Origin of the sequence: Yersinia sp. 2541 StPb PI (assembly GCF_052217145.1) — a bacterium.
Classification (GTDB): Bacteria; Pseudomonadota; Gammaproteobacteria; order Enterobacterales; family Enterobacteriaceae; genus Yersinia; species Yersinia enterocolitica_E.
In genome coordinates, this window is record NZ_JAZGQB010000001.1 from 4,585,836 (window position 1) to 4,601,324 (window position 15,489).

Here is a 15,489-nt window from a genome sequence, read left to right on the forward strand (position 1 = left end):
ATCTCCCTCCGTGGTGTTTATTTTTGTGATGCGGTGCGAATGGGAGCAACGTCATATGACACCCCACTACCCCAGCCATTACGCGTGTTAAATGCTTTGGTCTCAGGTTCAACTGCTGCTTTATCTTTTATTTTCAATATGCTCTGAGTACGATCAAACAGCTCTATTTGCCCACTTTTTAAAAACAATAAGTAATCACTACCCGATAACAGTTCTGGTTTATGGGTGACCATCACAATCGTGCTGCCCTGCTGTTTTAGCTGGCAAATGCCAGCTAATAAGGCTTTTTCACCTTCTTTATCCAAACTGGCATTTGGCTCATCTAATACGATAAGCCTTGGTATCCCATACACAGCCCGCGCCAAGGCGATTCGCTGCCGCTGGCCGCCGGATAACCCTTCGCCTTCGTCTCCTAGCTGAGAGTCATAGCCTTGCGGCAGATGCAGAATCAAGTCATGCACATCGGCTAATTGTGCGGCAGCAATAACTTTTGCATTATCAATCGGGCCAAAACGCGCAATGTTTTCAGCAATTGAACCGCGAAATAGCTGAATATCTTGGGGTAGATAACCAATAAAGGCCCCTAAATGGCTTTTATCCCACTGAGAAATGTCTGCACTGTCTAGACGAACCGAGCCACTGAATGCAGATTGGCTTGCGACCAACAACTTCGCCAGAGTGGATTTACCACTGCCTGACGGCCCCAAAATGCCAAGCACATCACCTGGTTGCAGTTCAAAGTTGATAGATTGCAATACCGGAATATGTGTTCCCGGTTTGCAAACTGTAAGTTGTGTGACGCTTAATTTGCCCTGTGGAGGCGGCAAAATCATACCAGTAGCGGGTTGAGGCTGTTGCGCCAACAGATAAGAGAGACGTTGGTAGGCCAGTCGCGTGTGACTCCACTGTTTCCAAACCGCAATCAGTTGATCAATTGGCCCTAACACCCGACCGACCAAGATAGAGCCAGCAATCATCACACCTGCGGTAATAGCACCATCGATTACCAACAACGCGCCTAGCCCCAACATCATAGATTGCAACGCCTGACGGCTAGATTTGGATAAAGCCGTCACGCGGCTGCTTTTATCGCTGGCAACATTTTGCTGATAGAGAAATTGAGAGTGTTGCCTCAGCCAGCGTTCACGTAAGGCTTTTAACATCCCCATTGCTTGGATGGCATCTGCATTGCGCAAATTCGCATTAGCATGCTGTGTTGCTTGTGCCGTGATTATTGAGGCTTCTTTTAGCGGCTTTTTACATATCCAATGATTGAGCCAAGCCAAAAATATCAATATACAAGCGCCGGCGGCTGCCAGTGCCCCCAGCCAAGGGTGGAGGAGAAAAATCACCAGCAAATACAACGGGAACCACGGCGCATCAAAAAAGGCAAACAAAGCACTGCCCGTCGCGAACTGGCGCAGAGAAGTTAAATCATTCAATGCCTGAGCCGCAGGTGTTTTATGGCCCATAAGTTGGGAAGCAAAAGCAGCATTAAAGACTCGTTGATTAAGCTGCATATCAATACGTGTGCCCAGCCGAATAACTACCGCACTGCGAATCCATTCTAATAGTCCAATAAAGGCAAATATGCTCAATACTAGAATCGTCAGCATTAATAGCGTCATGGTATTCGCTGAAGCGAGAACACGATCATAAACTTGTAGCATGTAGATTGCGGGTGCCAACATCAGCAGATTGATTACAGCAGTAAATAGCCCTATACCCCAGAGACTTTTTTTATGATGGGCCAGAGCTGAGAATATCGTTGGCGATGCCGACGAAGAGCTAGCGTTTTTGCTTGATTCCATGGCATCAATTTCCATACAGAATGTATATTCTTCGTAATAATTCCTGCGACTGATATTAAATTAAAGTAATATATATTTATCAGAACAGATTGATGTTCAAAAGAAAGTCATTTTCAGAAAAGCAACAAAATGAACTACCGCCTATATAGTAATAAAAAGTGAATTAGAGGATATGGCGGTAGTATTATTTTTCTAACCAGAAAGTCATTTGTCGGTTGTCTTTATTACGCGGCTAATAATATGTCACTCCCGTCAGTTACACCAATAGTGTCAATAACCGGCATATCAACAATAACGTCAAACTGAGTGGCAGTCGCCATATCGTTAAGTGGTATGTTTACATCAATACCTTGGGCTTTGAGGAGTTCCAGCATAGGGGTAGCATTACCTCTCAATAAATTGTAAATTCCTTCACCCTCGCCACCTTGGTAAGGTTTTCCTGGCTCTGCATGCATCGTTCTGGACAATGAACATACCGAATAATAAAAATCACCGTCAATACTTAAACCATCTAGTCTCAACTGTACTTGATCAAGCTGCTTAGGGGTATTAGAGGTGTTATCTGCATTAGGAACAAATGAATTACCAAATTCTAAGGATTGGATGTAATTCCCCCGTTCCATGAAGCCATTATCGCCCAATAGAGTTCCACCAATAATTAGCGCGGCTGGCCCATCTGGGTTTTGAAATTCAGCCAGAGCGATTCTATTATTATCCATATCAGTGCCGCTGGAAAAAGTATAATTATCATGGATGTTGGGTATGTTAATTAAGTCACCATAAGCCGCAGCCCACTGGTGAGCATAAGAGGAAATAGTTTCATATTTAATTGATTCATTGTATTTTAGAGTTACTGTCATAATGATATCCTTTTAATTTTAAATAATATTTAATCATTGAACTATCTTTACTACTGAATAAATTATTTAATCCACTTAAATAATTTTAAAGTTAATATACGACACTAACTTTGTTAAACGTTAAGCGGCTAATAATAGCTCACTGCTATCAGCCACGGTGTCAATGACGGGTATATCAACAATAACGTCAAACTGACTGGCAAGCGCCAAGTCTTTGAGTGGCGTGTTTACATCTACACCTTGGGATTCGAGTATTTTTAGTATGGAAGCGTTATTGCCTCTCAGCAAGCCATAGACACCAAGATCCATATCACTCGGATAGCTATTATCTCTAAGCATTGCATAAAGGATCTCTAAAACAGAGATATCAATATCACTTGAGATATCTAATCCGCTGAATTTCAGTTGCACTTGCTGGAGTTGAAGCTGATGAAACTGAGGATCCTCCAAGTTAATATCAGGAATAGGAATTAAATTCGCACCAAATTGCAGACTTTCGTTTTCACCGGGAATGATGGGAGACACTTCGGATAACTTCACTCCGTGAGCTTCCATAACCATCGCCGCGTGTACTCCCTTAGATTCCATCACTATTGCAGCTTTACTTTGAGGGGAGCTATTTTGAATCGCGAGTTTTATACCAACGGTGGGCGAATTTGGACCAGCCGAGTAAATACTATATCCTCCGTCACCCGATTTTTGAGCTATATCACCAAAATCAGTGGCCCACCAGTAGGTATAAGAAGAGATAGTTTCATTTTTAAATTCTTCATGATACTTAATCGTCACAGTCATATTAAAATCCCTTTAATTAAAAATATCACTCATCATTAAGTTATATTATTCTGTAGGTAAATTAATCTGCGAATTTTAATCTAATATTTAAAATATCAATATGAACCACCGCCGCAGCCAAGAAGAAACCAGATCTACCAGAGTACGGTGGTGGCGCACTTATACTCATTACAAATACACTGACACATATTACACAGCAGCGAGAATCAACCAGAAAATCCTTTCCCGGCGGTTCTATTTATTAAGCGGCTAACAACATATCGCTGCTTTCAATCACACCAACGGTATCAATCATTGGTGCATCTGACGCCATAACGTCAAATTGGCTGGCGATTGGCATATCCTTCAGTGGGGTATTCACATCAATACCCTTAGCGGCGAGGATTTCCAACAATGGTTCTGCATTGCCTCTCATCAAACCGTAGGTGGCTTTATGCATATCCCCTTGATGGTTTTCTACCATTGTTTTGGTAGGGTCAAATTCACCGGTCAGATCTATGCCACTCAATTTCACTTCCACTTGGTCAAGCTGTTTACCAGTGATATCTGAGTTATCTTTCAAGTTTTTACCCAACTCCAAGTTTGCCATTTTCCCGTGGAAGGTATGGTGGGCCATATTATAGTTCAAATCACCCTCTACGATCATTGCAGTACTAGCACCACTATGAGAGCTGCCAATTGAATATTGGTTACCACTAAACCACCCCCCGCCAGAAAATTGACCAACGTCCTTGGCATAGCCTGGTGCCTGCGTGTCTTTTATATCACCATGAATGGTAGCCCACTGCTGAGTATAAGAGGTTAGAGTGTCGTTACTGAATTGGCTTTGATATTGGATCGTTACTGTCATGATAAATTTCCTTATTGTTAACAACCATTATATGACTCATCACTGAGTCAGTGTGACTACAGACGAAGTTATTATTCCATCTGAAGATTTTAAATTCATATTTAGTATGTTTATTTAAGGCTTCATATTTAACATTGATAACTAAAATTTATATTCAAAACCGCCCTGAATAGTTCGACCACGATTTGGCGCAAAAGAAAGTGAATCACCATAACTGACTATATAAGCGCGATTAGTTATATTTTCTATTGTGCTACGCAAAGTTAAATTATTAGTTACCTTATAACTAGCATAAAGATCAAATAAGGTATATTTCGGCCAATCCGCAACATAAGCGGTATTAGCGTGGCCGTAGCTATTAATAACCGATGCGTCTTGATGTCCTTTGTTATAGCGAATAATGGTGCCGAGATCTAGCTTTTTATCAAATAATCTTCCACCTAAAGTTAAACTGCCACGATCACCGGGCAAATAAGCAGAAGAACCAAATAAGTTATTCCCCGCCAAGCAATCAATCATATTGTTCATGTTATCATTTTCGAGAGGATAAATACCATCCTTATTAGATGTAAAGGTTTGCGCTCCACCTAACCAAGCCCTTTTAGAACAAAAGTTATTAACACCAATCATTCTGGTATAATTTAAACTGGTATAAAAAAAACCCATGTCATAGCTTAATTGATATTCAAGACCACGAAAACGGGCTGCCAATAAATTATTAATGTAGGTAGCATTTGCAAAGGAACCGTAACCTAGCAGTGGTTTGGTCTTGGATAATTCAAGATTAATATAATTGCTGACGCGGGTATCAAAGTAGGCCATTTTGGCCACCAGGCGGTCTTGTTCACTAAACAGATTACTGTGTTGAATATTAATGCCCGCTTCCCAGGCTTTGGAATGCTCTGCGGCCAGAAACGGATTGGGCAAAATCCAGCCGTGACCATGTGCACTGCCGGTCGCCAGCACTTCGGTAATCGCCGGTGGCCGCCAGGATTTGCCGTAATTACCAAAAAACTCCAGCCACTGCACACCAGGTTTGATACCGATAGCCAAGGTGGGCGAAAGCTGTTGTTCACGGCGATCCACATCCCAGGTCATTTTGACCGTGTTATTATAGGAGCACCGCCTGTTTTCAGCGAGATGTTGCTCATGTATCTTTGTGTTGCATGGGTTTTCACGGGAATAGTTGCTAAGGAAAGATTTGCTCTGCATCCAGGTATTACCCTTTAAGCGAAATTGATCATAACGCAGGCCACCTTCCAGCCGCAGCCAGTCTGCATGTTCGTAATTCAACTGGGCAAAGGTGCTGGTCATGGTGCGCTTGCCGGGTGGGGTGACACCCAGCATTGTTTCTTGAGTTGAGTTGCCGGTGGAGCGGTCACTAAACCACTCGAGGCCATATTTGACTTGTAATTGATGGTGGTCGGCGAAGGTAAAGTAATTGGTATTTTGCAGTTGTAAACCACGGGTGTTCAAACGGGTTTGAGTCCAAAACTTTTTACAAAAAACGGCATCAGAACACAGGGTATCGGTTTCATCATTGGTATCAACGTAATAGATTTTAGCCGCCACATCCAGCCAGGCAATATGTTCAGGCTTGAGGCTATAATCCAACCCTATACTACGGTTCAGCACATCACTTACGCTGCTCTTTTTCCAGCCCATTTTAATTCTACGGTAGGGATCTGACTTATCGACAATCTGCGTTAACATACTGGCATTGGGGCTATTTATTTGCGTTTGCAAATAGCTGAGTACCAGCCGTTGGTCGGCGGGCAAATTCCAGCCCAGTTTAGCGAGCCGTGAGCTCATTTTATAGTTGGCAAATTCAACTTTGTTATTTGTAATTTCTCTGCCTAAAACTGGGGCGGCTTCTCTGCCAAAACGAAGAGCACCAATATCCCCTTTATTGCCGGGCCAATAATCTTTTAGATTGCGCTCACTGGCAGCAATTAATAGATCACCATATTCATTACCCAGCGCCAGGACACCACCACCAATAAACTGAGTGCCATTATCACCGGTCATGGCACGTATTTGCCCCCCCAGTTCTTTGCCCGGTTCGAGGAAATCACTGGCATTGACTGTATTAAAGGTGGCAACCCCACCAATGACGCCAGCACCGCCCATACCGCTGGTGGCCCCCTTTTCAATCACAACACTACTCAATATTTCTGGATCGATATACATCACACCATGGCGCTGACCATGACCGCTTTTCATAAAGTTTTGCCGCATGCCGTCAATATTCATATTGACGCGGCCGTAGTCTTGGATACCACGGATATTCACGGAAAGCGCGGGGTCTTGCTGGCTGACGCTGGAATAGACACCGGGAGTTTGTTCCAATATATCTGCCGCATGGCGGGCAGGGCGATTATCCAATTGTTCGCGAGAGATTTCACTGACTGAGTGCAGCTCATCATATACCCAGTCACCGTCCTGGGAGTTATTCGCTCCTTCTACCTTGAGTTTATCCAATAGCATATCATTTTCAGCCGAAGGGGTTACCGTTGCCTCCGCACGAACTTTGCCAGAATAGCCTTGCGCTGTTGCCAGAGCTATAAATATACCAAGGGCAATTTTATTCATTGAGGTTATTATTTTTCTTTTATCTCTCACTATATTGTCCATTTATTAGATTTCATCCTTACGATATGAATATAATTAACCTGTTAACTATTTTAGTTCTTGAATAGCAGACGTGATAATGGCCAGCAATAAATCTAATGCCGGATAACCAGAGATGTTTGAACAAAGGAAAGTCATTATCTATTAACGATATGACTGACCTTTTTCAAAATAGAAAAATCATAAAGAATTAAATCTAATAGCAGCCCAGCCACTTTATTAATGGATCAGGTAATGCAGGAATAAAATAGGTTTTCGGCTATTTTGAATTATATGTCTCTATTTTTAATCTTAGTAGAGGTTTCACTACAACGCCACTGGTTGATAATGATTATCATAATCACTAAGAGGTATAAACTCAACTGAATATTAAAATTAAAATCTTATTAGGCTGAAAATATTGGTTTTATAACGTAGATTAAATAAGAAAAATAATCGTTAGAGTAACGTCAATCAAAATAAAACAATATGAAAAATAACATGTAAATTATTTCAAATACGTTTAAATGTAAAATGGGCCACTATAAAGCGGCCCATTATCAATATTAATAGCTAACTAATTAAATTAGGCGTGCTTTCGCTTCGACAATAGCAGAAGCCACTTGCTGTGGTGAGACCCCACCTTTAGCAACACGTTTATCCAGGCAAGATTGCAATGCCAGAATCGGATAAACATCATCGCCAATCACTGCGCTGAACTTCTGCAAATCAGCCAGCAAGAGTGCTTCCAGCGCTTTACCCTGACGAATAGCTTCAACGACCGCTTCACCAACAATATGGTGCGCCTCACGGAAGGGTACGCCCTTGGCGACCAGATAATCAGCCAGTTCAGTGGCATTGGCGTAACCCTGTTCTGCCGCTTCTTTACAACGTGGCCGTTTTACCTGAATACCGTCTAATACCAGCGCCGCCATATGCAGGCAATCGAGCCAGGTATCCAACGCATCAAACAGCCCTTCTTTGTCTTCCTGCATGTCTTTGTTATAAGCAAGAGGCAAGCCTTTCAACGTCATCATCATTCCGGTCAATGCACCTTGTACCCGGCCACATTTACCACGGATTAATTCCAACGCATCTGGGTTTTTCTTCTGTGGCATCAAGGAAGAACCGGAGGTCACACGATCCGATAAATCAACAAAAGCCGCTTCGCCACTGTTGAAGAAGATCAGATCCTCAGCAAAACGAGACAAATGCACCATGCCGATGCTGGCATCAGACAGTAGCTCTAAGACGTGGTCGCGGTCTGAAACACTGTCGAGGCTGTTGCGAGTGGCAGAGGCGAAACCTAACCAGCTAGCCAGTTGTTCGCGATCGATGTCATAGGCAGTACCTGCCAATGCCCCACTGCCCAATGGGCTGACATCCAAGCGCGTCAGGGTATCTTGCAGTCGGCTTTGGTCACGCGACAGCATTTCTGCATACGCCAGACACCAGTGAGCAAAAGTCACCGGTTGAGCACGTTGCAAGTGGGTATAACCCGGCATGACGGCATCCTGATTCGCTTCGGCTGTGGCAACCAGCGCCTGCTGCAACTGCTTAACCGCAGTTTGTAATTCAGTAATCTGGAATTTGCACCACAATTTCAGATCGGTCGCCACCTGATCATTACGGCTACGGCCGGTATGCAGTTTTTTACCTAAATCGCCAACTTTATCAATCAGTTTGGTTTCGACCCAACTGTGAATATCTTCAGCATCACTGTGCAAGATAGCCTGCGGATCGGCCTGCACTTCTTTTTGCAATGCATCAAGTGCCTGTTCCAGTTGTTGCTGTTCGGTAGCCGTTAATACCCCAACCGTCACCAGCGCTTTCGACCAGGCAACAGAACCGATAATATCCTGCTCCGCCAGCCGATAATCAAACCGCAGTGAATCGTTGAATTGCTTGAAACGCTGATCTGCCGCCTGACTGAACCGCCCGCCCCACAATGCCATAATCTTTCTTCCCTAGTTTCAGAATAAAAACTCATAATATACCCAAAGTAGTTGGAGTGGCAGCAAGGCAGCAAACGCACGAATCCCGTTGAGCTGACTCAAGTCAGTGATTCGGGTGAGTAAGAGCCGCTAACAGCGCTGCAACTTCAAATAAGAAGGGTATTTAGGCCAGAATACGTGTGCCAATTGGCTCACCATTAAACAGTGCCGGTAACTGATCCGCATGACGCCAACTGGCAATATCTACCGGGCGGCCTAGTGAGCGTGCTGCATCCAGTGCTGCGTTCACTTTAACTACCATACCATCGGTGATGATGCCTTGAGCAATGAGTTGCTCGGCCTTTTGCGCCGTCATTTCAGCAATCCGTTGGCCTTTACCATCCAGTATGCCACTAACATCAGACAACAAGATCAAATCTGCCCCAAGGGTGGCGGCTAACGCGGTGGCTGCCTGATCGGCATTCACATTCATCAGTTGGCCGTCGGCAGTAATACCAATGGAGCTGATAATGGGCATGTAATCCGCAGCCAGCAAGGTATTCACCAAAGTAGGTGATCCCGGCTGAGCATTACCCACATGCCCCAGCTCGGCATCCAGTAGCGTTACCGAGACGGTTCCACCATCGCCCAGACACAAGCCAACAGCATTAATATTATGTTTCACCGCCCAAGACAGCAGGGTTTTGTTAGCGGTGCCAGCCAGTGCGCCGGTAATGATATCAATCTGATCAGCAGGGGTGACGCGTAAGCCGTTTTTCTTCACTACTGGCAAAGCGAGTTTTTTCATCAGAATGTCAACCAGACAACCGCCACCGTGCATAATCACTAGCGGGCGCTCATGCTTTTCGCGATAAGTCACCAATGCAGTAAACAGGCGTTCCAGCGCTTCTTCGCTGTCGAGCAACACGCCACCTAATTTAATGACTAACGGATTCATCATTTTTGCGCCTTATTTAATCGGGTAAAATTTATGGGTTTACAGGCATGACCGCAACCAGCAATTTCGGCTAGTGACTTACCTTGCCCCACAACAGAGACTCGGTTTCTGTAAAACCAAAACGTATATTCATGCATTGTACAGCCTGAGCTGCCGCACCTTTCAGTAGGTTATCTTCAGTAGCGACAATAATTAAATGTTCGCCTTGCACCGAGAAACCAATATCGCAGAAAGGCAAACCAACCACCGCTTTCAACGCGGGAACACCCTGCTGATACAACCGCACCAGCGGTTTATCCTGATAAGCATGGTGATACGCGTCGGCAATATCTTGCGCCGTAATACCCGCGTTCAGACGGCAGGTAATGGTCGCCAAAATGCCCCGGGCGAAATTACCCAAGTGCGGGGTAAAAATAACTGGCGTGCCAAGGTGAGCCACAATTTCTGGATGATGACGATGATTAAACAAGCCGTAGGGCTGTAAACTCACTTCACAGAAACTGTTGCCGATACTGGCCTTACGCCCTGCGCCGCTGACGCCACTGACCGCATTAATCACCGGCCACTGTGCTTCATTCAATAATTTGCTATCAACCAACGGCTTAAGCGCTAATTGCGATGCGGTTGGATAACAGCCTGGTACCGCGATCAACTGTGCCTGCTTAATCTCTTCTGCCTGCCATTCAGCAAGCCCATAGACGGCTTTATCCAGCCAATCGGGATGTTTATGTTCAAAACCATAATACTGACGGTAAAACGCCGTATCTTTAACCCGAAACGCACCGGAGAGATCGAATACTACACAACCGGCAGCTAAAAATTGCGGCGCTAAATCATGGCTGACCTCGTGGGCGGTAGCGAGGAACACAACATCAACCCCTTTTGCCGCCTGAGCCACATCCACCAAGGGTTGCAGCGGGAGATCAATAATGCCTTTTAGCTGCGGATGCAGGTCAGAAAGTAATTTTCCTGCATCTGCACTTTGCGCTGAAACCGTTAAACCGGTTATGTTCATATGTGGGTGACGACTCAGGTAAGCCGTAAGCTCCGCTCCGGCATAACCACTGGCACCAACAATTAGCGTATTCAACATGGGTTCAGTTCACCTTACCCTGCTTACTTGACGTTGCAGCAGTGCTTATTACTCACTTGCCGCCTACCTGCAACTCCAAGTACTTTGGGTATAAAAATGTAATTCGGTATAAAGACATAAGTAGTCAAAACCGGTATTTGGGTTTTCAGCAAGGTTTTGCTGTTCCCCTCGTGATTGAGCGTTGACATTTTCGTAAATTTAAGGGTGTTTTTCGGTTCCCTTACGCTCAAGCTTAATGTATTTTTATTCATAATTACTGCATGAATATTGATACTATCCTAACCAAAGGCTGTCAACAGTGAAGATGAAATTACCTCCATTTATTGAGCTGTATCGGGCGTTAATCGCGACGCCATCGATCAGCGCAACCGATAGCGCTCTCGATCAAAGTAATGAGGCGTTAATCAACTTGTTGGCCGGATGGTTTGCAGACTTGGGTTTTCGTGTCGAGATCCAACCCGTGCCCGATACACGCCACAAATTTAATCTGCTTGCCAGCATTGGAGAAGGCAATGGTGGATTATTGCTGGCGGGTCATACCGATACAGTGCCTTTTGATGAAGGGCGTTGGACGCGCTCACCGTTCACCCTGACCGAACATGACAATAAGTTGTATGGTTTGGGTACCGCCGACATGAAAGGCTTTTTCGCCTTTATTCTGGATGCGGTGCGCGATATCGATGCCAGCAAACTGAGCAAGCCGCTGTATATTCTGGCAACCGCCGATGAAGAAACCACCATGGCAGGCGCGCGCTACTTTGCCGCCTCCAGCCAGTTGCGCCCAGATTTTGCCATTATCGGTGAGCCAACCTCGCTGCAACCGGTGCGGGCGCACAAAGGGCATATTTCCAATGCTATCCGAATTACCGGTCAGTCTGGGCATTCTAGCGATCCGGCACGTGGGGTGAATGCCATTGATTTAATGCATGAATCTATCACTCAATTGATGAAGCTACGCACCAAGTTGCAAGAGCGTTATCACAATCCGGCGTTTACTATTCCGTATCCCACCATGAATTTTGGTCATATTAACGGCGGTGATGCGGCAAACCGTATCTGTGCTTGCTGCGAATTGCATATGGATATCCGCCCGTTGCCGGGCCTGACATTAAGTGATCTGAATGAGTTAATGACCGAAGCGCTGACACCGGTAAGCCAGCGCTGGCCAGGCCGTTTGAGCATTGACGAACTGCATCCACCGATCCCAGGCTATGAATGCCCAACCGATCACCATATGGTAGGGGTTATCGAGAAATTATTGGGTGAGCGTACCGCGGTGGTGAACTACTGCACCGAAGCGCCGTTTATCCAGCAAGTGTGCCCAACTCTGGTGCTGGGACCCGGTTCGATCGATCAAGCCCATCAGCCAGATGAATTTATCGATATGGCCTTTATCGAGCCAACCCGCGAGCTGATTGGTCAGTTGGTTGACCATTTCTGCCAGCAGTAATTACCTCTTATGGGGTAGGCGATCAATTTTGCCTATTAGGAAGACTGATAACCTGACCTTGGTAATTAAATTTCAGCAATATCCCTAAAATTGATGTTTTTTTGCTAAAAATAGTGTCAATTGGAGTATGGAATTGAACGTGGCGAGTGGAATTGTCCATCTCGGCCTTTTGGGTGAAATTAATTTACAAAAAGAAACCATAAAAGTTTATACCCAAAGTCATTGGCGTTGCAGGTAGGCAGCAAGTGAAAGACAAATCGGTTGAAGACCGATTTGAACAGCATTTATGCTAGCCCGCAGGGTGAGCCTCTTTGAGGCTCATTAATCCCGATAAGCTGACACCGGTCAGTGATTCAGGTGAGTAAGCGTCGCTAACCACCCTGCGGCGTCAAGGGCGAAGGGGATATGGGTCAGGGGTCATATGAACGAACAATATTCCGCAATGCGAAGTAACGTCAGTATGCTCGGTACGCTACTCGGGGACACCATCAAAGAAGCGCTTGGTGAACACATCCTTGAAAAAGTAGAAACCATCCGTAAATTATCCAAATCTTCGCGTGCTGGTAATGAAGCGAGCCGTCAAGAACTGCTGACCACGCTGCAAAATCTGTCCAACGACGAGCTGCTGCCGGTAGCCCGTGCTTTTAGCCAATTCCTCAATCTGACGAATACGGCAGAGCAATATCACAGTATTTCACCACACGGTGAAGCCGCAAGTAACCCAGAAGCTCTGGCCCAGCTTTTCACGCGCTTAAAAGATAAAAAGCTGAGTGAGAAAGATATGCGCAGCGCGGTTGATGAGTTATCCATTGAGTTGGTGTTAACCGCTCACCCAACCGAAATTACACGTCGCACCCTGATCCACAAACTGGTGGAAGTGAATACCTGCCTGAGCCAGTTGGATCACAATGACTTAGCCGATTACGAACGCAACAAGATCATGCGTCGTTTGCGCCAGTTAGTTGCACAATCGTGGCATACTGACGAAATTCGTAAAATACGCCCTTCCCCAGTAGATGAAGCCAAATGGGGCTTTGCCGTGGTTGAAAACAGCCTGTGGGAAGGTGTGCCCGCATTCCTGCGTGAGTTTAACGAGCAGTTACAAAACTCGCTCGATTACCGCTTGCCTGTAGAGGCCGTGCCAATACGCTTCACCTCTTGGATGGGGGGGGACCGTGACGGTAACCCGAACGTTACCGCTGAAATTACCCGCCATGTGCTGTTACTCAGCCGTTGGAAAGCCACCGACCTGTTCTTGCGTGATATTCAAGTGTTGGTATCAGAGCTGTCCATGTCGGAATGTACCCCGGAACTGCGTGAATTGGCCGGTGGCGAAGAGGTGGTCGAACCTTATCGCGAATTAATGAAACGCGTCCGTACCCAGTTGACCAATACTCAGGCTTATCTGGAAGACCGTCTGAAAGGCGAACGTGTCTTGCCACCGACTGATTTGCTGGTGAGTAATGACCAACTGTGGGACCCACTTTACGCCTGTTATCAGTCTCTGAAAGCCTGTGGCATGGAGATCATTGCTAACGGCCAACTGCTGGACACCCTGCGCCGCGTACGCTGTTTTGGTGTGCCATTGGTGCGTATCGATGTACGCCAGGAAAGTACCCGCCACACCGATGCCATCGCTGAACTGACCCGTTATCTGGGCCTCGGCGATTATGAAAGCTGGTCTGAGGCGGACAAACAAGCCTTCCTGATCCGCGAGCTGAACTCCAAGCGCCCACTGGTTCCGCTGAAATGGGAACCGAGTGCTAATACACAAGAAGTGCTGGAAACGTGCCGGGTGATTGCCGAAGCACCACAAGGCTCTATCGCCGCTTACGTTATCTCCATGGCTAAAGTGCCATCAGACGTGCTGGCAGTGCATTTGCTGCTGAAAGAAGCGGGTTGCCCATTCACTCTGCCCGTTGCGCCATTGTTCGAAACCCTTGATGACCTGAACAATGCCGACGAAGTAATGACCCAGTTGCTAAATATCGACTGGTATCGCGGCCTGATCCAAGGCAAGCAAATGGTAATGATTGGCTATTCCGACTCAGCAAAAGATGCTGGCGTGATGGCTGCATCTTGGGCGCAATATCGGGCGCAAGATGCGTTGATCAAAACCTGTGAGAAGGCCGGTATCTCTCTGACGCTGTTCCACGGTCGTGGCGGTTCTATCGGCCGTGGCGGTGCGCCTGCACATGCAGCTCTGCTCTCTCAGCCTCCGGGTAGCTTAAAAGGCGGCTTACGCGTCACTGAACAAGGCGAGATGATCCGCTTTAAATTTGGGCTGCCGGAAGTCACTATCAGCAGTCTGGCGCTGTATGCCGGAGCGATTCTGGAAGCCAATCTGTTACCGCCGCCAGAGCCGAAGAAAGAGTGGGTTGAGGTGATGGACATTCTATCGGACGCTTCCTGCGATATGTATCGCGGCTACGTGCGTGAGAATCCTGAGTTTGTCCCTTACTTCCGCGCCGCGACCCCAGAGCTGGAATTAGGTAAGTTGCCATTGGGTTCTCGCCCGGCAAAACGCCGTGCGGATGGCGGAGTCGAGAGCTTACGTGCCATTCCATGGATTTTCGCTTGGACACAAAACCGCCTGATGCTACCTGCCTGGCTGGGTGCGGGGGCCGGTTTGCAAAAAGCGATTGATGCCGGTAAGAAAGAAGTATTAGCCACGATGTGTCGTGACTGGCCATTCTTCTCTACCCGTATCGGGATGCTGGAAATGGTGTTCGCCAAAGCTGATTTGTGGCTGGCGGAGTATTACGACCAACGTTTAGTGGATAAATCACTGTGGCCGTTGGGTCAGCAATTACGTGACCAGTTAGCCGCGGATATTAAAGTGGTGCTGGCTATCGCCAACGATGACCACTTGATGGCTGATTTGCCGTGGATTGCGGAATCGATCGCGTTGCGTAATGTGTATACCGATCCACTGAACGTGCTGCAAGCTGAGCTGTTGCACCGTTCGCGCCAGCATGAGCACCCAGATGCCCGTGTTGAGCAGGCATTGATGGTGACTATCGCCGGTGTCGCTGCGGGCATGCGCAATACAGGTTAACCATTGATTTTGGGGGAAGCGATTCCCCTGATTATCTTTTGTTTACTTGATGATTATGATGAAAAGGGGC

General features: G+C 46.3%; 10 protein-coding genes. 2 read left to right on the top strand and 8 right to left on the bottom strand.

What is annotated here, in order from left to right; all coding sequences use genetic code 11:
- Positions 1–17 precede the first annotated feature (17 nt).
- From V1953_RS20595 to argC, 8 genes are all read right to left on the bottom strand, one after another.
- A complete protein-coding gene (locus V1953_RS20595) occupies positions 18–1,811 on the bottom strand; it encodes a type I secretion system permease/ATPase (protein ID WP_083163988.1) in 1,794 nt (597 codons plus the stop codon).
- A gap of 224 nt (positions 1,812–2,035) precedes the next feature.
- Positions 2,036–2,671, bottom strand: a complete 636-nt coding sequence (locus V1953_RS20600) for a heme acquisition protein HasA (RefSeq protein ID WP_372569778.1) — start codon at positions 2,669–2,671, stop codon at positions 2,036–2,038.
- Positions 2,672–2,791: 120 nt separating this feature from the next.
- On the bottom strand, positions 2,792–3,466 hold the full coding sequence (locus V1953_RS20605; protein WP_083161804.1) for a heme acquisition protein HasA: 675 nt from the start codon (positions 3,464–3,466) through the stop codon (positions 2,792–2,794).
- Positions 3,467–3,707: 241 nt separating this feature from the next.
- Positions 3,708–4,316 (bottom strand): heme acquisition protein HasA, encoded by a 609-nt coding sequence (locus V1953_RS20610; protein WP_083161802.1) that lies wholly within the window; start codon positions 4,314–4,316, stop codon positions 3,708–3,710.
- Positions 4,317–4,457: 141 nt separating this feature from the next.
- A complete protein-coding gene (locus tag V1953_RS20615) occupies positions 4,458–6,950 on the bottom strand; it encodes a TonB-dependent hemoglobin/transferrin/lactoferrin family receptor (RefSeq protein WP_193784759.1) in 2,493 nt (830 codons plus the stop codon).
- A gap of 557 nt (positions 6,951–7,507) precedes the next feature.
- Positions 7,508–8,881 carry an argininosuccinate lyase gene (argH, locus tag V1953_RS20620; RefSeq protein ID WP_083161800.1) on the bottom strand — a complete coding sequence of 458 codons (1,374 nt, stop codon included), beginning with the start codon at positions 8,879–8,881 and terminating at the stop codon, positions 7,508–7,510.
- A gap of 163 nt (positions 8,882–9,044) precedes the next feature.
- Positions 9,045–9,818, bottom strand: coding sequence for an acetylglutamate kinase (argB, locus tag V1953_RS20625; RefSeq protein ID WP_083163986.1), 774 nt, complete (start codon positions 9,816–9,818; stop codon positions 9,045–9,047).
- Between the two features lie 70 nt (positions 9,819–9,888).
- Entirely contained in the window at positions 9,889–10,911 is a 1,023-nt protein-coding gene (gene argC, locus V1953_RS20630; protein WP_083161798.1) for an N-acetyl-gamma-glutamyl-phosphate reductase, read from the bottom strand.
- Between the two features lie 304 nt (positions 10,912–11,215).
- Here argC and argE point away from each other — a divergent pair, with 304 nt between their 5' ends.
- Together argE and ppc are read left to right on the top strand one after the other, a co-directional pair.
- Positions 11,216–12,361: an acetylornithine deacetylase gene (argE, locus tag V1953_RS20635; RefSeq protein ID WP_193784854.1), complete on the top strand. Its 1,146-nt coding sequence runs from the start codon at positions 11,216–11,218 to the stop codon at positions 12,359–12,361.
- Positions 12,362–12,782: 421 nt separating this feature from the next.
- On the top strand, positions 12,783–15,419 hold the full coding sequence (ppc, locus tag V1953_RS20640) for a phosphoenolpyruvate carboxylase (protein ID WP_083161794.1): 2,637 nt from the start codon (positions 12,783–12,785) through the stop codon (positions 15,417–15,419).
- Positions 15,420–15,489: the final 70 nt, after the last annotated feature.